Consider the following 21,462-nt stretch of genomic DNA (forward strand, 5'->3'; position numbering starts at 1 on the left):
GATGCCGACGGCACCGGCTCATCCGCTCAGATCCAGATCGCCACCCTCTCCAAAAACCTCAAGATGACCCACAAGGACTTCTTCGTCATCTGATGCAGGAATCCCCAAAGGAGAGAGGATCAAGAAGGCTCGCTCCTTCTTGATCCTTACGTATCTATGTTCCTTAGAAAAGATAAAGGTCTGCTAGAGTGCTTTCCTGGCTAAGACGAACAAAGCCGACGAAGAGTGTTCCTCGAATTTTGCACTATTGCTTTGGCTTGACGCCGGACTACGGTGGGCGCCTCTGGAGCTTGGTGCACCACGCGTGCGTGGCGAGTGCCATCCATCATCTCAGACCGGAGCGTGTCTTTTTCTACTACGAGCATGAGCCCCGTGGGCCTTGGTGGGACCTGACAAGTCAGCTTGTCGAGAGGGTTCCTGTAAAAGCGCCAACAGAGGTGTTTGGAAATCCCATCCATCATTATGCCCATCGTGCCGACGTGCTTCGCCTCGACCGACTTCTAGAGCATGGCGGCATCTACATGGATGTGGACGTGATTGTGCACAGAAGCTTTGACGATCTGCTTGGCCACGCGGTCGTATTGGGGCAGGAGGGTTTGGATGGCCATTTTGGACTTGCCAATGCGGTCATCCTTGCTCAGCCAGGTGCCGCTTTCCTGCGCCGGTGGCGGGAGCAGTATCGTTCGTTCCGCAACGATGTGCCGGGCGGGCGCTATTGGGCTGAGCATTCCGTTGCTCTGCCCAAACGGTTAGCGGAGACCCACGTCGATGAAGTCACCATTCTTCCGCATAATGCCTTTTACTGGCCATTGTGGGATGAGGGATCGCTACGCGCTCTATTCACATCCACATGCCAGGCTGAGGTGCAAGGCCTGTATGCCAATCACCTATGGGAGTCTCTAGCGTGGGACATCTATTTGGCTGGGCTCACACCAGGTCGGCTCAGAGCTAGCAACAGCATCTTCTCTCAGTGGCTACAGCCCTATGTTGCCGCCCTGCCTGACGAGTACGGAAACTTTTAGCTCGCTTGTGGATCTGGCGTACCGTGAGCCGACCGGTATCTGCTGGCAATGCTCCTCACATAAAACAAGCGCTATGCCCAACCGGCCGCTATGGCTTGGTCGTCGGTTATGGACGGTACCGCATGGTCTCTTTAGTGGAGAGGGTCATCTTGCCAGCCGTCATGTGTCGCTCAGAACTTTCTTTTGATCATTGGTCGGATCAGCGTTCACTTCCTCTCCATTGCCGCCAAGCCATCAGCCTACGAATTTGTTTTCCAGAGCTAAGCCCGCAGCCGCTCTGAGATCCTCGACCGTGTGCTTGAAATTGAGCTCCCAGGCCTTGTGCTCTTACGACAAGATCGCGGGTTTCTTCATGAACGGCTATTCTCATGGTGCTGATCCTGGGCCTCGCTTACCAGAGGGTGTTCCGTCGGAATTCATCCCGTATTTCTTGTAAGCGGCTTGGAGGTCCTCTTCCGCTGCAGCTTTCATAAGTGCGTCGTTTTTGGCGAGCCTTGCTCTATGTGCGATGCCTCCTCCAACCATAAGCGGAATGGCCGACAAGCCAGTTGGGTCACTAGCGGAGGCGATTCCGGCAACGCCTTGAGCCGTGCCGAATGCAGTAGCTTCGGCATTGAGCTGCGCATTTAGCTTAGCTGAGGCCGATCCTAGTGCATCGTACTGGAAAGTTGCAGGGTCCCCGGCCACCGGCGGTGCCGTCTGGCATCCAGCTAAGACAACGACAAGTGCTGAGACGGCGGTGGCTTTGATGGCTCGGTATGGCATCTATTCAGCTCTCAGGGTGGTAGTGGCATGTTTCCTCAAGTCTACCATGGTGCTCACGCTACCTTCCCCCTATGAACGGACGGGATCGCATCGGTGAGGTAGTCACACATGGTCTTGTAGGAAGTGGGCCTGCAATCAACTTCACTAATCTCAATACCTATTGCCGCGTGTAGCACGACGAGCATATACAAAAACCAGGATTGATCAGCCAACTGGATCTAAAGCAATAGGTGGTTAACTGCGCGCATTCCACATATCGCTGTGCTATTGGTGGCGGGCTACTGCAGCATATCAAGTCTCGCCGAAGGGACCATCCCCCCTGGATCTTGCAAGTTGCCTCAGGCGAATGATTTTCTGAAGGCTTACAGCATCTCAAGTTAGGCGAATATGCTGAGGAGAGCCAATAATAGATAATCTTGTGCTAGACTCTAGGACAAATATTGGAGAGCTGTACGAATGCAAATCTTAGCGATTTCCGGGAGTCTGAGAGCGGCATCCTCGAACAGCCGGGTCATCTGTGCACTTCGTGAGGTTGCAGAATGGAATGTAGAAGTCCTCATCTACGAGGGGCTAGATAAGTTGCCTCATTTCAACCCAGACTTGGACGGAGATGAGCCCCCACAGGAGGTGGCTCGCCTACGACAACTGGTTGGTACAGCTAGCGCTCTAGTTATTGCCAGCCCAGAATACGCTCATGGTATCCCTGGCGTTCTCAAAAACGCGCTGGACTGGCTAGTCGCAAGTTCGGAGTTCCTAGATATGCCTATCGCCCTGATCAACACCTCGCCTCGTGCAACTCATGCCCAGGCTCAATTGATCGAGGTGCTGACTACAATGGCTGGCCACGTTCAGCCCCAAGCAAGTGTGACCCTGGACCGGCTCGGGGAACTCGGCACCATTGATCCAGCCGAAGATCCTGAGTCGGCAAGAATGCTGCGCAGCGTTCTGATCGAACTTGCGAGAGTCTGCCGTGAGGAGAGCGTCGGTAGGTGAGGGTACGCGTTTGCCACAAAGGCATTATCGCGCCTTAACCGTCATCAAGGTAGGGGACCAGATTAGCTTTCACGAGAGCATGCTCAATCTAGACGAGAGTTCAAAAGATCGTCGTGCAGACAACTATCTCACATGCAGCTGGCACGGGCGTGGCTATAAGTGCTAATGTCATAGCTCAACCGAATTCGATCAACAGAACCTTGTACGATGTGCAAGAGCACATAGGGCTGTCCGGCCGACGGAGAATGTAGTACGACATTGTCATTCATCGGTTCTACACAGGGTACTCAAAGGTGACGATAGCTCTGTTCGACCCAGACCGTCACCAGCATCTCGACATTGGGGGCTGGGATGCTGATAGGGCCTGCGATACCATTGAGCGTATCGTTTCCGACGCTCGCAGAGCGTTCACACCTAAGGGCCTCTGGAAGATCCATCCTAACGACCAAGAAGGCGATGAGGAGGGGCCACATACCTCGCTTTATTTCGGAGCCGCGGGTGTAATCTGGGGTCTTAATCATCTTGTTAGCGAGGGCGCGGCAAGCACAGGCCCATCATTTGCCGAGTACTTGCCGGAGATCCAAAACCGAAACCGGAGCATGCTTGAGTCAAAGGCTTGGCGTGAGCTCCTTGGGTCTGCATGGCAAACTCGCTCGTGGCTCCTCGGAGATGCAGGGATCTTGTTCACACAGTGGAAGATAACTCGCTCGGAGGCGGTCTTATCCTCCCTCGCAGAGGCTATTGCTGAGAATACGGAGGATCCTTCGTTGGAGCTAATGTGGGGAGCTCCTGGCACAATGCTGGCAGCGCTTGACATGTATCGACATAGTGGCTCCACCTTCTGGAAGGATCTCTATTGCGCCGGTGCAAGAGCCCTTGAGGCCTCTTTTCATTACGATGAGAGATTAGGTGCACATATTTGGACTCAGAACCTCTACGGTCGAGTCGGACAATATCTTGGCCCTGTTCATGGCTATGCGGGCAATGTTCATGTGCTCCTCAAGGGCCGCGATCTCATTGGTGACGCTCAATGGGCATCACTTTCCTCGCAGATCGCACGGACGCTTGAGGTTACCGCAGTTAAGAGCTCATATGGGGTTAATTGGCCGTCACGTGCTCAGCCAAATAGAGATGGCGCGCCGCTGTTGCTACAGCACTGCCATGGAGCTCCCGGCATGGTAACAGCGTTGTCTGGTCTCAAAGAGCCTATTGATGAATTGCTTTTAGGCGGCGGTGAGCTGACCTGGAAGGCTGGTCCACTTAAAAAGGGACCAGGTCTTTGCCATGGGACAGCCGGAAACGCTTTTGCATTCCTTAAGCTGTTCGAGCGAACAGGCGATACGATTTGGCTGGATCGGGCGCGTCGTTTTGCTATGCACGCAATCATGCAGAGTGATGCTGAGGCTGCTTACCTCGGTTGCCGCCGGTTCTCTCTTTGGACAGGTGACATTGGCCTTGCCTGCTTCTTGTGGGAATGCGTCCGCGGAAGTGCGAGATTTCCGACAGTTGATGTGTTGTAGGTCATCTAGGGCAAGTTGCCGGGTGTCCATCCCATTGTGAGCTACGGATGCCTCCAGGTATATGTCGAGCGCAGGCAACGAGGCACTCAATCTTGAAACTGGCAAGGATTGACCCTATGCGAGGCTCGGCAACGACATCCTGAGCGGCGGCAAAGGCGAAGGCAATCTTGTGTTCACAACAACGACGAATAAGAGGAATAACCTCAAAACCATCCCAGATTTCAGAGGCAACGATGACTCGGTCTGGCTTGATAATGCTATGTTGAAGAGGCTCGGCAAGTCGGGCTCAGAGAAGAGGTCTGCCAAGTTGAAGGGCGCCTTCAAGATTTGTATAAAGGCAGCGGACGCCAACAGCTATCTCGCTGATAATAAGAAAAGGTTGACGCGCTGCCGTTTGATAGGGACGGCTTGGGCGAAGGTGTAGCCGATCAAATTACGAACTCAAGCAAGAACCTCAAGCTGACAGACAAATTTCTCTTTGAGAAAGAATGTCATTCCCAATGCGCGGGATCGCGAAGAGCGGGAAGAGACCGCGCAAGCGACCTATTTCCGTGGTCATTACGGGGACCTGTACCCTCGTTCTATGAAAACTGGCGAACGAGCAGGATAGTTGCTTCCGCGCCAGCTTTGCGATCACGAGCGATCAGACGGTACTCGTCAGAGTTCTGAAATGCGAGCGCATCTTCTTCTGAGGGAAAGCTGAGCACTACAACTTTGTCACGCTCCCAATGTCCCTCGAGAAGGCGAGGATGCTCGTCTGCAATTACGATAGTCCCTCTGAACCTACCAAAGACCTTGGGAAAGGCTCTCTGATACTTCCGGTAAGAATCAAGATCAGTAAACTTTAACTGAGCTATGATGTAGGCCGTCATATTCCGTACTCCTCAAATATCTGTTCTCTGCCTTAAGCTTGGTTGTGAAGAGTACCCTAACCACTATTTGCAAGCTACTGCTGTGGACGCGATGTCCCTCCTAGGTATAGGCAATTCTTCGCTAAAGAGGGTTGAAAACTAAGCGTGCTTAGAGACGGCGGCTAAGTAGGTCTCGGTCGTAGAAACATGTTGTCCGGATTGAAAAGCGGCCCTTCTATAATTAGGAGTGAGACTGCATTTGCTCAACAACGCCATGCGCTGGCGAACTGTTTCTATATAAGATCCTGCGAACTAGCTATCTTCGCGATTTCCAACTAGTCTGAAGCTGGCTCTATAAAGGCCATTGACGACAAAGGCTCCATCGTAATCGCAGGATTGTATATGTGAGCACGTGTCTTGCGAGTTCGAGGATATGGTTCCTTTTCAGAGGGTCTCGCGGTAAGCCCCGGGAAGATGAACATTGAAAGTCGTACCTACGCCCTCAATGCTATCTACCGTGATGCTGCCACGATGGTTACGCACGATCCTGTTTGCGAGATGGAGACCGATGCCGCTACCATGATAACCTCGTGCATTTTGCGCCCGAAATCCCGGGGAGAAAAGCCGTGAGATCTCATCCTTTGGGATCCCAATGCCACAATCAGACACTGATATGATTGCAGTGTTACTCGATCGTAAGCCCGAGAGAACAATGGGAGTATCAAATTTAGAGTATTTCACTCCATTATCTACCAGAATGATAAGCACAGCCTGAAGAAGAAGCGGATCTGCTAATATGATTTCAGCATCCGAGCTTACACTGAAATGTACAACTCTCTCCGGTTGACACAAACGTATATGATCAAGTGCAGCTTCGAAAAGCCCCTGCAGTGCAATAGGTTGCTCTTCAAGGGGGATGTGGCCATCATGCGACCTAAAGCGTTCTAGGAGTGCTCGGGAGGAAGAGATAAGTTCGTCTGTTACTTGTCGAATTCGGGTGCTACGACGCTCGAGTTCTGCAGCATCTATCGTGGCAGAGCGCCGCTGCATATATTGGGCCGAACTATTAATCACAGCTAGTGGGGTCAATAATTGATGCGAGACAACGTTCAAAATGTCCTCACCTCGAATCTGATTGAGATATTGTCTCTGATGTGCACCTTTGAACCAGCTTACAATTTGCCGGACCATTCTAATGACACGACGCTGGGAAAGGACCTTCTTATTTTTCATTGCCTTGCCGCATATCCTTTGCGTTAGAATCTTTTGAGGATCATGCATATCCTGGCATTGGAACAACATGGTCACATCTCGGTATATCTATGCTGATTGCTCTCAATGGATATCACCCAAATGGGTGGTTAGATCTGTTGGGATATGTGATGAATTATGCCGCTTCGCTGCGGAGGGTGAGAGCTCCACGCAGTAAGAGAGCCACTAGGTCCGTCTGACGAGTCGTCTGCGTCTTGCGGAACAGATTCTGAAGATGAAACGAGATCGTTGTCGGCGCGACATCGAATTCGTCTGCAATCTCTTCCAAACGTTTTCCATCTACCAATGCAGACGCTAGCCTGGCTTCGGACGGCGTCAGGTCATACATGCGCGCAGCAATTTGCGGCATAAGCCGGGGGCGGTTTGCTGGATCTATAACAAGGACGGCGACTGTCGGCAGGCCAGGTGTCTCTCGGGCACCGAGCGGGCAGATTTGCACAACTAGGGGGCGTTGCGCTTCGCGCGCGACAGAGATCGTGCTGCCTTTTGGGGAGGCTTCAAGAGCATCAGAAATCGCTAAACGCAGTGCACGGGTCGACTTTGCTGATGTAGTGCGAAGACCAGTAGGTGTCGACAGGAGGCCATCTTCCGCCTTGATTATCTGTGTCGCTGTCCTGTTCATCACTTGAACGTGGCCGATAGAGTCGAGAAAGATAACGCCGCTCTCCATGCCATCCAGGGTGTTGGCGATACTGGCAAATGCTTCTCTGGTGTCCTCTATTGCAGTCAGTATCGGCGATTGGATTAGCTCAGCTGCATCCGGCGCCATCGCCCGTTTCATGCGGGATACTTGGGTTAAACGTGTGTTGATGGCGGCAAGCATGATATCGAAATCGACTGGCTTAACGAGGTAGTCGTCCGCCCCAAAGTTCTTACCCTGGATAATGTTTTCGCGGTCACCCATGACTGAAAGAAACATAAAAGGTACATCATCAAGCGACGGGTGATTCTCGCGTATGGTGTGGAGCAGGTCGAAGCCTCCCATAATCGGCATCGAGATGTCGCACAGGATAAGATCAGGTTTGCGTTGCTCAAGGACTTTTAATGCAGCAACACCATCCTCAGCTTCCGCCACGAGATAGCCAGCTTCCCCCAACTCTTCGGTGATGTCAGAGCGGATACATGGATCATCCTCGACACATAGAATGAGGCGCTTTTCACCTGCGATATTCGGGATCATTTGCAACACCGTGTACTTCCCTTGGAATAGTTCCATGCAGCTTTTGGATGCTGGCTAAGTTGATGGATCCTCATAAGCAGGAGGGGCGCTCGGCCACCGATTGATTATATTATGCACCTTGCGCCGCCACTTGACGGAGCTAAGTCGGCGCTAACTGCCTGAGTTAAAAACAGATATTATGCTGGTATGGCGGTCCGTTATGCTGCTGCCTAAGAGGAACTACTAACTTCGATCGGCGCCAACCTTATAGAATAACGTTGTTGTGCCAATGGCCAATCGCTTGCAGTTTTGAGGCTATTTTTTTTGCGATGCATCCTGCAAGTGACCCTTTAAGGGGTGTATGAAATATGCAGTGATGGGTTGTTTGATGAGAGTAGCTACCATAGTAATTTATTTCTAATAGGACAAATGTTTGGAGTTTATGCGACATAATCAAATAACACTTTGAATTATAGTTTAGAAAGCTCTTTGAGTTGCAATCAATGTCGAATATAAAAAGTAATTCATTGTAAAATATTTTAAGTATTTTCAGAACTTGGAGATCACTTAAAGATAGATTGCGCTTCTCGCGGGAAATTAACTTCGTGTTGCTCGCTTTTTCGGGTTTTTCTCACGCTTCAAGTCGATCTCTGCGGTTTCCTTCGCGATAGATAACGCGAGCCGAAAATACTTTATAATGTCTGGCTGTTCATAGGGGGCAGGGGTCAAGTCAGGGTGGCATAAGTAAAATCGAGCTGCCCGATTCCTATTTATCCAACTCGCGCAATCGGGCCGAGTTGCGCCCTGCAGTCCCGTGCAGTGGGGTTTGTCGGAGGAGGCGTGAGGTAGCTTTTAAAATGGAGCCTTCTATGAGCCGTTCGATACAGTTTGAGATCAATTCTGTTTCTGAAATCGATGAGTTGCAGCGCATTGCTGAGAGGCGCTGTCTGGACAAGAACGCTAATTTTACTCCAATGCGGCGGCGTGTGTTCTGCGAGGTTGCTGCAAATGACCGTTCTATCGGCGCTTATGATCTTACAGATCTGATAAGCACTCCATTGGCACGCGTGAACGTCGCAACTGTCTACAAGGCCCTGGACTTCCTCGTGGAGATGGGCCTAGTCACTAAGGTCAAGTCGAACAGAGCATATGCTCTGGCAAACTTGAGGTTAAAGCCTAAGAAGGGTGCTGCGACCATCACCTTCGTTTGCCGCAAAACTGGTGTCGTGAAGGAAGTGCAATCACCGCTTCTATCCGCTGTGTTAAGGCAGGAAGCTGAGAACGCCGGTTTTACCGGCATCAGCAATGCGATTGAAGTCGAGGGTATGATCCGTGCATCGCATGCCGGTTCAGGAGGCTTGGCTGAGTAGTCATGTGATGCGTGATCGTTTGACGCGCTATCTTCACTGATGAGTAACGAGGATCCTTCCTTATGCCTGAGGAGGCATGCTGGGACTCTGATGCTGCCCAATAGATCCTTTGAAACCCGCGTACTTAGCGGGCGTCCCGGATACCTATGGACTGTTCGGAGTGTCCAGCTATCCTTCAGGGGGATTTACACGGTGCGCGTGAATGCCATTGCCGCAACCTAACGCTCTGCGAATTTGGGCAGGATCTTGTGGTCGCGACCTGCTGGTAAGTTCGGGCGTCTAGACTCTAAATTATGAAGGATCAGGCTTGGGAGGGGCTTGGAGCGCTGAGAATACACATTACCAAATGTGACCTTGGCCGCAAGCTAATTGAAAGCGAAATATCCTCTACTCTAATCTTCGAATGCGCGTTCAGTGTCTTGCGGTATCGTATTTTCGTGACCTCCATCGTCTCTGAACAGCAATCACCCTAGGTGTTCGACTAGTTTAAACTTCTCAAATGTGTGATGTTATAGCCCACTATTCCGTATGCCGACGTGTACTCAGGGGGCAATAAAAATGGTCAGTCTCTATCGCTGGGAAGGCGAAACCCAGGTCAATAACGCGACGACTACTTCCGGCTCCCAGGAACGCTCCGCCCAAGCTGTGAGTGTCGAAAGCAGCGGCATTTTGTTTGCTTATGAATCTCATCCTGGTGCCAACCAAATAGTCTTCTCGGTGCGCAACGCATTAGGTGCCGATTACTTCTGTAGAGATGTGGTGCTCACTTCGCCGAACGGTACCGTGGGCAAGCCTTATGTTGCAGCGCTCTCAAATGGAAATTTCGCAATAACTTGGTCTGTCACTTATGCCGACGGTAACACAGAGGTCATGGGGAGTGTCATCGATGGGTATGGGGCCGTCAAAAGGGCGCCCTTTAGAATAAACACTACGACTGATGGTAGTCAGATCCCTGCCGACATTGCCGCAACAGCCGATGGCGGCTTCGTTGTCAGCTATGCAAGCCGCCAAGGCGTTGCCACTCCAGTTAATTTGACTCAGGCCTTCGACGCCAGCGGAACCAAGATCGGGTCAGAAGCGACTCTCGGACCTGGTTTTAATGCACGGCCTGGCGGTGCGCAGTTGGAGCACCTGTCCGACGGTCGCATAATCGCGGTTTATAGGAATTCCATTCCGGGAAACATCGAGACGGAACCCTTTGAAGGCCTCTCATTTCATGTTCTGAATTCGGCAGGAACCAATCCCGGTCAGCGCACGAATCTTGCCGTCTTTGACGGGTTAGGTGTTCAAGCCTTTACTGTTACGGCCCTCGAATCTGATAGGTTTCTCATTGCTGGATTTAGCGCCGGCGGTGAGCTTAGGGGAGAAATCTACAGCGCATCGCAAGGGCGAATGGGTTCGGGCTTCACGATCAATACAACGACAACTGGTGAACAAACCGAGCCGGTTGCCGCCATGCTGCTGGATGGCCGGTTCGTCGTTGCATGGACAGACAATAGCCAGACCGGCGGCGATACAATTGGGTCGGCCATTCGGGCGCAGATCTTCAACGCGGATGGCTCAAAGTCGGGCGATGAATTTCTCGTCAACGAAGTGACCTTCTGGAACCAGTACCACCCGAGCATCGCGGTTCATCCGGACGGACGCTTCACCATCTCCTGGACCGATGAATACGCGGATGGGTCAGGCCTCGGCATTCGCAGTCAGACGTTCGACCCCCGCGGAGAGATCAACTCGACGTATAGCGTGCTTCTAACCGACGGTGCCGACGAGTTCATGGGCCGCAAGTACGACGACGCTATTTACTCTGGCGAAGGTGATGACATTGTCTACGGCATGGGCGGAAACGATACGATCGATGCCAGCACCGGCAATGATTACGTCGAGGGCGGTGATGGTAACGATGCGATCGAAGGCAAGTATGGTAATGACACTCTCCTCGGTGGAGAAGGCAATGACAGCATCAATGGTGGTACTGGCAACAACCAGATCCGCGGGGACGGGGGTAACGATACTATAGATGCTAAAGACGGAGTAGATACAATAGACGCCGGCAGCGGCAATGACACGATCAAGGTCCTTGGGGTGCCAACGCGCGTCGACGGTGGTTCTGGACGTGATGTGATCAGTTTCGCCGATCTTGAACTACAAGTGGAAACTGGAGCCCTGGGTGTAACGATCAACCTGACGACCGGCCAGAACTCGGGAGGGCTTATCCTTAACCGAATCGAGGACGTTAGAGGATCGTGGGACAACGACGATATAACCGGCGATGCTGCTGATAACGATCTTCGTGGCAATGCAGGCAATGATATTCTGAGGGGACTCGACGGCTTCGATGCGCTTTACGGCAGCTACGGAGCTGACTCTCTATACGGCGGCAACGATGGTGACATCCTGTCCGGCGACGCGAATGACGACACTCTCGATGGAGGTGCCGGCATCGACATTATGACAGGTGGCGACGGAAACGATCTCTACTACGTCGACAACTCCAACGACAGCGTATCCGAGAATTCAGGTCAAGGGTCAAAAGACCTCGTGCTCACCTGGGCCTCTTTCCGGCTGAGCGACACAGAAGTCGAGAACCTGACAGGAATCGGTACTGGCAATATTCTGCTGTCTGGAAACGCGATCGCCAATCTTATCACGGGCAACAACGGTAATAATCAACTTTGGGGTTTCGGCGGCGCCGATACTATGATTGGAGGCCTCGGCAGCGATACATATATTCTTGAGGAGACGGATGTCCTCACCGATGTCGTCACCGAAGAATCAGGAGTCAATTCAGGCATTGATACAGTCAAGGTCGACAGCAATTACACGTTGAAGGCAAATTTTGAAGTTCTTGTTGCCTTAAATCCAGATCGACTGACGAATATCATTCTTACTGGCAACACTCTCGATAATACCATCGTTGGTAGCGCCGGTGACAACACCCTCGATGGTGTGAGCGGTCGCGATGAGCTTCGGGGCGGTGCCGGAAACGACACCTATTATGTTCGTGCAAGTCAGGGCTCCGGTGCTGTCACCATTCTCGAAAACGAGGGTGGAGGCCTCGATGACGTCGTACTGACCGATGTCAGCTACACCCTTTCGTCTAATTCAGAAGTCGAGCGTTTGGTCGCACGCGTAGCGACGGACACGTCAGCCCTGTCGCTGACCGGCAATCGCTTCGTCAACACCATTGTTGGAAACGAAGGCAGCAACAGCCTTGATGGTGGATCGGGAGATGATCACCTTTCGGGCGGCGGCGGGGACGACACATACTATGTCGACAGCTTGCTCGATGTGGTGGTTGAAGATGCCGACAGGGGTACTGACACGATTGTCAGTCTCATTGGTTACACGCTGGCCGGGGGCTCGTTTGTCGAGAATCTGACCGCAAATGTATCGGCGGGTAACATCTCATTAGCTGGCAATGAGAAATCGAATGTCATCACCGGCAATGACGCGAATAACACGATAGACGGCAGAGGTGGCGATGACGTTCTCATTGGATACAGAGGCAAAGACCTCTACCTTGTCGATAGCCTTGGCGATAAAGTGCAGGAAGCTGCAGTTACCGGTGGCAATGAAGTAGACACGATCCAGCTCGCTTCTACGGCAGCCGGCCTTTTGACATACAGTCTCGCTACCCAAGCGAATGTCGAGAATTTAATAGCTGGTTCAGCCGGCAACTACACGCTTATAGGCAACAGCCTTGCCAACTCCATAGTTGGAAGCATGGGTAACGACCTGATCGACGGCGGTGTCGGTGATGACACGCTTAACGGCGGCAGCGGTAATGATACCTATACTATCGATAGCCTGGGTGATGTCGTCAACGAGGGAGCTAATTCAGGTTTCGATACAATCAATACCCGGTCTGATTTCGCCCTGACCAAGGACTCAGAGGTCGAAGCCATTACGGCGCTTGGTACGGGAAACCTCAAGCTGACGGGAAATAACCTCAAGAACGCGCTCAAGGGCAACGTGGGTGACAACTTCCTAGATGGTGCTGGAGGCGGGGATACACTAACCGGTGGCGCGGGTGATGATACCTATAGGGTCTATCTTGCGTCAGATAGTGTGACGGAAGAGGCTGGTCTAAACGGCGGAACTGACACTATCATTACGCGATTTAGTGCGTCGCTGGCCGATTACCAGAACATCGAGAACCTATCTGCCGATGCGCTCCTGACCGGAATCAGCCTGATTGGGGATCAATTTGCCAATAAATTGACCGGCAATGAAAACGCCAATACCCTCGATGGAGGGATGGGGGCGGATATCCTGATCGGTGGGGATGGATCGGACCTCTATATCATCGACGATCAGGATACGGTCGAGGAACTCGGCACCGGTATCGACACAATTCGCTATAATTACAGCTACTCGATTGCCGCCCTTTCACGAATTGAGCACATCGACGGTAATGCGGCCGTTGAGGATGTTGAGCTGATTGGGAATGGATTAGCAAATTCGCTAACAGCTGGCTCGGGCTCCGACAGTCTCGCGGGCGCAATCGGCGCGGATACGCTCATCGGTGGGCTTGGCCACGATACGCTTGATGGCGGGAACAGCAATGACTCGCTCGTCGGTGGTGGTGGCCGTGACCATCTGTATGGCGGCGCCGGTTCGGACACCATGGAGGGCGGGGAAGGTGATGACACTTACTATGTAGACGCCTTGGACAAGATCAATGACGGCTCGGGCAACGACAAGGCCATCGTGATCGCCGAGGGCGTGTACGATTTCACCTCAACGGGCATTAAGGTCATATCAATTGAGTCAGAAGTCGCGAACGTCGCAATCGATGGCGGTGAAGAAGACAATACGATCACGGGTAACGGTGTCGCGAACACGCTTAATGGAAACGCTGGTAACGACCGCTTAGATGGCGGCGGCGGCGACGATATCCTGCTGGGCGGCTCTGAAATCGATACGCTCCTGGGTGGGGGTGGGAACGATGTTCTCGATGGCGGAAGCGGTTCGGACTCGTTAGATGGCGGCGATGGTAATGATACCTATTACATCGATACGCCGGGAGAAATCATCGCCGACGCCAGTGGTAATGACACTGTCTGGGTCAACACCAGTTACTCCTTGGATTCCGACTCTCCCATCGAAAACGTAAGCGCCCAATCCGGAACAAATGTTCAAAAACTGAAAGGCAATCAGAACAAGAACATTTTGACCGGAAACGAGCAGAACAACGTACTGGATGGAGGCGGTGGAGGTGACACCCTGGTGGGTGGTGAAGGCGATGACGTTTACTACATCAATAGTCTTGATGACTACATAACCGAGCTAGCAGGTTCTGCCGGAGGCAATGACACGGCCTACATCCTCCTCGGAGGGCGCAGTGAGCAGGAATGGCGCGATAGGCTCAAGAACGTTGAGAACCTCATCTTCATCGCAGAGGATACGCTTGTCGGAGGTACCGGAAACGATGACACGATCATTGGCGGCGGCGGCAACGATACACTCGGCGGTGGGGGGGGGAACGACACGCTCATTGGTGGTGGAGGCAACGATACCCTTACCGGCGGCGACGGCAATGATACGCTGGACGGCGGAACGGGCAACGACACGCTCGACGGCGGAGCCGGAAACGACACGCTCGATGGTGGCAGTGGCAACGATACGCTCATTGGCGGTACCGGCGATGACACCATTACTGGCGGCGACGGCAACGACACGCTCGACGGCGGCTCGGGCAATGATACACTCGTTGGTGGTAGTGGTGATGACACTCTTACCGGCGGCGAAGGCAACGACACGCTTGACGGCGGCACCGGCAACGACACGCTCAACGGTGGCGATGGCAACGACATCCTGACCGGTGGCGATGGTAATGACACACTGGATGGCGGCCCTGGTGACGACACCATGGACGGTGGGTTAGGCGATGATACCTATTACATTCGTGATCCAGGAGACGTGATTGTCGAGAGCACCCTCGAAGGAGGAGGGACCGACACAGCCTACATCTTCATCGATGAATACGAGCTGCTAGATACAGTCGGCGTAGAAATCCTCGCGGTGGGTGAAGGTGTTGATTTCGGCGTTTCTATCAAAGGAAACAACCGGGCTAATACGATCACTGGCGGCGTTGGAAACGACACGCTGAATGGAAACGACGGCAATGACAGCGTCTCTGGCGAACTTGGCGACGACCTTCTCTTGGGCGGCGCGGGCAACGACATCCTCAATGGTGGTGCCGGCGACGATACGCTGGATGGCGGAGAGGGCATTGATGAGCTCAACGGCGGCGAAGGCAACGATACCTACATCTTCACTGATCCCGACGATCTGACAAGCTCGGTCATCACCGATGAAGGCGGTACGGCCGATACAGCCCAGGTGTCATTCAGCCTCGATCTGAATCAAGATCCCTTAGGTAACATTGAGATTATCAAGATTGCCCAAGGCGCGACCGGCATTACCCTCACGGGCAATGACGACGCCAACAAGCTGATCGGTAACGAACTCTCGAATACGCTGATCGGCGGCGCAGGCAACGATAAGCTCCAGGGTGGTGAAGGCGATGACACGCTGCAGGGCGGCTTGGACAACGACCACCTGATAGGCGGAAACGGCAGCGATCTCCTCGATGGCGGCGACGGAGATGACTATCTCGACAGCAGCGGTCTAGGCGCCGATACGTTGTGGGGTGGTACAGGTAACGACATCTATGTCCTCTATCACGCGGATGACACCGTGATTGAGGATCTGGATGGTGCCGCCGGCGGCACCAGGGATACGGCTTATATCTTCAGCGATAACTACGAAGATGAGACGGCGCTTAATGCCTATATCCAATGGCTGAAAAGCCACGGAGTCGAGAACGTGTTCGTGGATGTCGAACCGCCGGAGCCAGGTAGCAATCCTGGCCCGGGTGAGGGCCCCATAACGGGCATTCAATTCTCGCAAGACTTCATCGATGAGCTCGCAGGCACTAACACCTTCGTAGCTGACATAGCCGTACTGGGAGGTGAGCAAGGTGCAACTTATACATTCTCCTTTGCCCAGGATGGCGATGCAGAAGGGCGCTTCTATTTCGATAACGACAACCTCCTTCGTGTGAAGGACTCAATCCTTATCGACTTCGAGGGTAAGCCTTTCTACGAACTATGGATCTTGGTTACATCAAACGGCGTTGCCTCTGGACCTTTCAAGGTTCATCTGGATGTCTCCAATCTCTTTCAGGAGTTCGCAGTTGGTGGAGAGAACCACGATGTTATCAAGGCCAATGCTGGTGATGACGTACTAGAAGGTGGAGGCGGGAACGATACGATTTACGGAGGCTTGGGCGCTGATCAATTGACCGGCGGTGCAGGCAACGACGTATTCGTATTCGACACTCAGCCTGACAGCATGAATGTCGATGATATCATCGACTTCGATGCGAGTGACGACATGATTTACCTCCACTCTGCCGTGTTCGACGCGCTCAGTCCTGGGGATCTTTCGGCAGATGCGTTCATTCAGGGTTCAAAAGCAGACACTCTTGACCAGCGCATCATCTATAATCCCTTCACGGGCTCTCTGATGTACGACATTGATGGAAGAGGATTCGAAGAGGCCGTTACGATTGCTTACCTGAGTGTCGATCGCCTCACCTTTGCGAATCTCCACATCATCTAACACTTAATCTTGGTCTCAACGGTGAAATCTACCTATGTGCAGATTTCACTTAAGCTGAAATAACAGGGGCATCGCATGGCTATTACTTTTACTCCCAATACAAACATTCTAACTGCAGCTAGCGCGGGAACTTACAGATTTAATGAAAACACTCCTGAAAAGATCGTGTTTGGCACTTATACGGGCCTCGATCAGGGAGCCACGTATAATTTCGACGCTGCGGGAAGCACTACCAACATAGCGTCTTGGTTCAAGCTGGTTGCACGGACACTCCCGGATGGCACCAAGGTTCTCGACTTAGTTGCGAATGATGGTGCCATCTTCGACTTTGAGACGCTCAGCACGTTTCAGGCCTCTATCAGAAGTTCTGGTACGAGCACTACGACCACGCTTTCTCTGAACCTCAACCTCATCAACGTGAACGAGGCCCCCACAGATATCAAGATCGTTCCGACAGCCTCGACTACACAAGGCGACAACGTGACGGTGCAGGAGACGCCCTCTCCAAATGGGGCTGCTTCAGCAATTTCTCTCGGAAGACTTGTCTCTATCGATCCGGATAAAACAGCCGCCTGGGGACCTAATAGTGCCCGCTTCGCGATTGATCCCAACGATCCGAATGCTAGCCTGTACGAGGTCTTTGCTGACACAGTGAACGGCGGGTATTATCTGCGGATCAAGCAAGGCGCAGTTGTCGATTATGAATCTTTGCCCGCTGGTGCAAAGTGGCACGACCTGAAAGTTATCGTTACTGATGTGAGTGGCGCAGGTCATTCAGTCACAAAAACTCTTCGCATTAACATTACCGATGTGGTGGAGACTCCGACCAATACACCCCCGACAAACGTTCGGTTTGCGAGCAACAACGACACTACGCTCACGATCAACGAGAACACCACGACTGTCGGCTCGGTGACGGCCACCGACGCGGACACGCTGAGCTACTCGTTCGAGGCCGGCGGCAACGGCAGCGGGTTGTTCACGATCTCGAACACCGGCGTAATTAGCCTGGCGAGCGGCATCGACTATGAGGCGCTGGGCGCCAACAAGTACTTCGATCTCGTAGTTCTGGTCTCGGACGGCACCAATCCGGCCGTGAGGCAGGTGCTGCGTGTCAACATTGCCGACGTCAACGAGGCGCCGGCGGACCTGTCCTACACCACGGTCAACACCGTCAGTGAGAATGCCGGGCAGGGCGCAGTGATCGCCACTGGCACCAACGTTACAGACCCGGACACCAATCCAGCGTTCCGCACCTTCAGCTACGCCCTGGTGAACCAGGACGGCTCGGCCTACACGGGCACCAACTACCAGATCAATGCCACCACCGGCGAGATCACGGTCGGACCGGGCGGGCTGCCGGATGTCGCCACCCCGACCCAGGTGACGGTCTATGTGCGGGTCAGCGACGGCAGCGGCGGCTCCCACCGCGAACCGGTCACCTTCACCGTCAACCCGGTTGTCGTGAACCAGCCGCCATCGGCGCCTGCGGTGCAGGGCTCTGTGACGGCGATCATCGAGAACGACGGCACTTCCAAGGTGGTGGCTACCGTGCTGTCGAATGACGATAGCATCGGCGGCGGCTCGGTCTCGTACTCGTTTGCCAATGGCGGCAATCCAGGCAACCTGTTCTCAATCAATGCCGGCAACGGCCAGATCACCTTGAACGGCGGGGCTCAGGATTACGAGACCAACCCGAACTTGAAGAGCGATCAGAACGGCAAGTACTTCGAGGTGGTGGTGCGCGCCACCGACGGGCCGGGCTCGCAGTCCGCCACCACGATGGTGAAGGTCTACGTCACCGACGTCAACGAGGCGCCGGCGGCTGTCCGGTTCCAAAGCAATGGCTTGGACACGATCACGATAAACGAGAACGTCACGGCTGTCGGCACACTGATCGCTACCGATCCTGAAGCGGCAGGTCTGACCTATTCGTTCGCGACCACTGGGAACCCGAATAGCAACCTGTTCAACATCACCGCTGGTGGCGTGATCTCCCTCAAGGCTGGCGCCGACTATGAGTCTCTGCCTGTCGGACAGAAATACTATGATGTCATTGTCAATGTCTCGGATGGCACCAATACTGTGTCAAAATCAATCCGGGTGAATATCGCCGATGTGTTTGAAAACACGAATCCCGGCACGGTTCGCCTGAATGGTCAGACATCCATTACAGTTAATGAGAATAACTCAAATGGAGCCATTATTGGGGCATTAAGCGCCGTCGATAACGAGACATCGGCCGCAAACCTGGCCTATTCCTTTGCCAGCGGCGGCAATCCGGCCAACATGTTCGTGATCGATAATGTTACTAAGCAGCTTAAGCTCGCTAACGGCGTAGTCCTCGACTACGAGGCGCTGCCAGCGGGGCAGAAGTTCTACACGGTCACAATTATGGTAACCGACGAGCATGGCGCAACTGCAACGCAATCCTTTGCAATCAATGTCGCCGATCTCGATGATACAAACCGGGCGCCCGGTACGATCCGGCTGAATGGTGGCACGAGTGTAAATATTCAGGAGAACTCGGCGTTCTCGGGTAATATCACAGCTGTCGATCTCGACGGTGACGATGTTACGTTCCAATTTGCCACTAATGGTAATCCGAGCAACATGTTCGAGATTGACAATGAGACCAACCAACTCAAGTTGCGTGATGGTGTCGTGCTCGATTTTGAGGGTACGAAGACCTACACTGTTACGGTCACAGGGTCAGATGGTAAGGGCGGAGTAAGTACTCCTCAAAATTTTACGATCAACGTCACAAACGTGAACGAGGCCCCCGGCAATGTGAGGTTGGATAACGCAACAACTGTAACTGTTCAGGAAAACTCTACAATCATTGGTACTTTGAGCGGCACTGACCCAGAAGGATCTTCCATTGCATATTCTCTAGTCGATAATGCGAATGGTATGTTCGTTATCGAAAATGGTCAGGTTCGAGTTGCGACAGGCAGAGTTCTCGATTTCGAAAGCGGTGTTACCTCCTACACAATCCGCGTGCTTGCAACGGATGGGACCATGTCGTCCTTCCAGAACTTCACGATTAATGTGACCGATGTTGCTGAGAACCGCCCACCTCATAGCTTGACGCTGAATGGCTCTACAAATGCGGTTGATGTTCGCGAGGATGCGACAACCATCGGCACTCTTGGGGCTACGGACCCAGACGGTGACCCGATTGCCAGCTTTGCATTTACGGTCGATGGCAATCCGAATAACATGTTCGAGATCGACAATACCACAAAGACGGTAAAACTGCGTGAAGGTGTGGTGCTCGATTTCGAAGGCACTAAAACTTATACTATAAAGGTAACAGCCTCAGACGGGAGTAACGGAACAAGTCAGCCGCAAACATTCACGATCAACGTCACAAACGTGAATGAGGCTCCTATCAATGTGAGGTTAAACAACGATACGACTGTATCCGTTCAGGAGAATTCCACTTTCGTTGGTAACTTAAGTGGAATTGATCCAGAGGGTAGCGCCATTACTTACACTCTAGCGGATGATGCTGGCGGACTTTTCGTAATTCAAAACGGTCAGGTTCGAGTTGCGACAGGCAGAGTGCTCGATTTCGAAAGCGGTGTTACCTCCTACACAATCCGCGTGCTTGCAACGGATGGGACCATGTCGTCCTTCCAGAACTTCACGATTAATGTGACCGATGTTACCGAGACACCTGGAAACAGAAATCCAACCGGCCTAGCGTTCATAAATGGCACAGTGGAAGTCTCGGCGAACGAAAATGTAGCAGGAGCGGTCTTTGGTGTTCTTCGTGGTGTTGATCTTGATCTTCAAGATCAACTCACTTACGCAATAAGCCCGAGTGGCGATCCTAGTGGGAAGTTTGAAGTCAAATTAACCACAAACGGCTGGCTCCTGAAGCTTAAAGATGGTCAGAGCCTGGATTATGAGGCATCGGGTTCTAGTCACGCTTATGTCATCAGTGTGCGAGTGTCTGACGGCAATGGTGGGTTCTTGGATCAGAACTTCACAATCAACGTCAACGATGTCGTCGAGACCGTTCCGAACCGTGCTCCGGGCATTCCTACGCTCGGCAATGCAAACATTCAGGAACTCGCTCCTGACAACGCTCCAATTGGTACGCTTTCAGCTACTGATCCGGATGGCAACGCGCTTACTTATAAGATCGTGTCAACGAGCGGAGCTCTGGTCGATAACGATGGCCGGTTCCAGATCGTCGGCAATCAGCTTCAGGTTGCTAACGGTGTGCAGCTTGACTACGAGCAAGCTAAACAGCATTCCATCACAGTTGAGGTGAGCGACAGCAGAGGTGGGACTTCACGGCAGGTGTTTGCGATTAATGTCGCGGATGTAGCCCGTGAGTTGATGAGCGCAGCTTCGGCCAGCCCGCTGAATGACGTCATCAAGGGCAGCAAGACTGGCAACTTCAAGGATGCGTTCTACGGCGGCGCCGGAGACGACAAGCTCTGGGGCGGGTACGGCAACGACACGCTCTGGGGTGGGGTTGGTAAGGATACCTTTGTGTTCGACGGCAAGCTTGGCACGTCCAAGACGGATCGAAAGGTGAACTTCGATACGATCAAGGACTATGACGTCAAGAACGACTCAATCTGGCTCGAGAACGATCTCTTCAAGAGTAACAAAGCGCTCTATGCCAAGATCAAGAAGGGAACGGAGCTTGCGCCGAAGAAGCTGGAAAGCAAGTTCTTCACCGTGGGTGACAAGGCGAAGCAGGCGGACGACTACTTCGTGTATGACGCCAAGAAGCGCGTGCTGTACTACGATGCGGACGGATCCGGCTCCAAGGCTGCCATCGAGATGGCGACCTTCACCAACAACAAGGCGCTCAAGAACTTCACCTACAAGGAGCTGTTCTTTATCTGATAAGTC

Annotated in this window: 9 protein-coding genes; 6 read left to right on the plus strand and 3 right to left on the minus strand. The window is 52.9% G+C overall.

The genetic code is table 11. The annotated features are described in order from the left end of the window. Positions 1–308 precede the first annotated feature (308 nt). From VB618_RS12010 to VB618_RS12020, 3 genes are all read left to right on the plus strand, one after another. Positions 309–1,022: a glycosyltransferase gene (locus VB618_RS12010; protein WP_329796899.1), complete on the plus strand. Its 714-nt coding sequence runs from the start codon at positions 309–311 to the stop codon at positions 1,020–1,022. 1,221 nt (positions 1,023–2,243) lie between these two features. Continuing rightward, the gene (locus tag VB618_RS12015; protein ID WP_329796900.1) at positions 2,244–2,780 is read left to right on the plus strand and encodes an NADPH-dependent FMN reductase; all 537 of its coding nucleotides are present in this window, start codon (positions 2,244–2,246) and stop codon (positions 2,778–2,780) included. A gap of 293 nt (positions 2,781–3,073) precedes the next feature. Then, positions 3,074–4,300, plus strand: coding sequence for a lanthionine synthetase C family protein (locus VB618_RS12020; RefSeq protein WP_329796901.1), 1,227 nt, complete (start codon positions 3,074–3,076; stop codon positions 4,298–4,300). A 581-nt stretch (positions 4,301–4,881) separates the two neighbouring features. Here VB618_RS12020 and VB618_RS12025 read toward each other — a convergent pair. From VB618_RS12025 to VB618_RS12035, 3 genes are all read right to left on the minus strand, one after another. Beyond that, positions 4,882–5,172, minus strand: a complete 291-nt coding sequence (locus VB618_RS12025) for a DUF1330 domain-containing protein (protein ID WP_329796902.1) — start codon at positions 5,170–5,172, stop codon at positions 4,882–4,884. A gap of 423 nt (positions 5,173–5,595) precedes the next feature. Then, positions 5,596–6,384: a sensor histidine kinase gene (locus tag VB618_RS12030; RefSeq protein ID WP_329796903.1), complete on the minus strand. Its 789-nt coding sequence runs from the start codon at positions 6,382–6,384 to the stop codon at positions 5,596–5,598. A gap of 154 nt (positions 6,385–6,538) precedes the next feature. Next, complete coding sequence (locus tag VB618_RS12035; RefSeq protein WP_329796904.1) at positions 6,539–7,639, minus strand: response regulator; 1,101 nt, start codon at positions 7,637–7,639, stop codon at positions 6,539–6,541. An 812-nt stretch (positions 7,640–8,451) separates the two neighbouring features. On the opposite strand from VB618_RS12035, the gene VB618_RS12040 reads away from it, so the two are divergent. The 3 genes from VB618_RS12040 to VB618_RS12050 all read left to right on the plus strand — a co-directional run bounded on the left by VB618_RS12040 (position 8,452) and on the right by VB618_RS12050 (position 21,456). Next, complete coding sequence (locus tag VB618_RS12040) at positions 8,452–8,952, plus strand: transcriptional repressor (protein WP_329796905.1); 501 nt, start codon at positions 8,452–8,454, stop codon at positions 8,950–8,952. Positions 8,953–9,510: 558 nt separating this feature from the next. Next, the gene (locus tag VB618_RS12045; protein WP_329796906.1) at positions 9,511–16,584 is read left to right on the plus strand and encodes a hypothetical protein; all 7,074 of its coding nucleotides are present in this window, start codon (positions 9,511–9,513) and stop codon (positions 16,582–16,584) included. Positions 16,585–16,659: 75 nt separating this feature from the next. Then, entirely contained in the window at positions 16,660–21,456 is a 4,797-nt protein-coding gene (locus VB618_RS12050; protein ID WP_329796907.1) for a cadherin domain-containing protein, read from the plus strand. The last annotated feature ends 6 nt before the right edge of the window (positions 21,457–21,462 follow it).

This window comes from Microvirga sp. CF3062 (assembly GCF_036314045.1).
Taxonomy (GTDB): Bacteria; Pseudomonadota; Alphaproteobacteria; order Rhizobiales; family Beijerinckiaceae; genus Microvirga.

Coding starts and splice junctions, on each gene's coding strand:
- VB618_RS12030 (WP_329796903.1), bottom strand. CDS start 6,384: ATGAAAAATAAGAAGGTCCTTTCCCAGCGTCGTGTCATTAGAATGGTC.
- VB618_RS12015 (WP_329796900.1), top strand. CDS start 2,244: ATGCAAATCTTAGCGATTTCCGGGAGTCTGAGAGCGGCATCCTCGAAC.
- VB618_RS12040 (WP_329796905.1), top strand. CDS start 8,452: ATGAGCCGTTCGATACAGTTTGAGATCAATTCTGTTTCTGAAATCGAT.
- VB618_RS12045 (WP_329796906.1), top strand. CDS start 9,511: ATGGTCAGTCTCTATCGCTGGGAAGGCGAAACCCAGGTCAATAACGCG.
- VB618_RS12025 (WP_329796902.1), bottom strand. CDS start 5,172: ATGACGGCCTACATCATAGCTCAGTTAAAGTTTACTGATCTTGATTCT.
- VB618_RS12050 (WP_329796907.1), top strand. CDS start 16,660: ATGGCTATTACTTTTACTCCCAATACAAACATTCTAACTGCAGCTAGC.
- VB618_RS12035 (WP_329796904.1), bottom strand. CDS start 7,639: ATGGAACTATTCCAAGGGAAGTACACGGTGTTGCAAATGATCCCGAAT.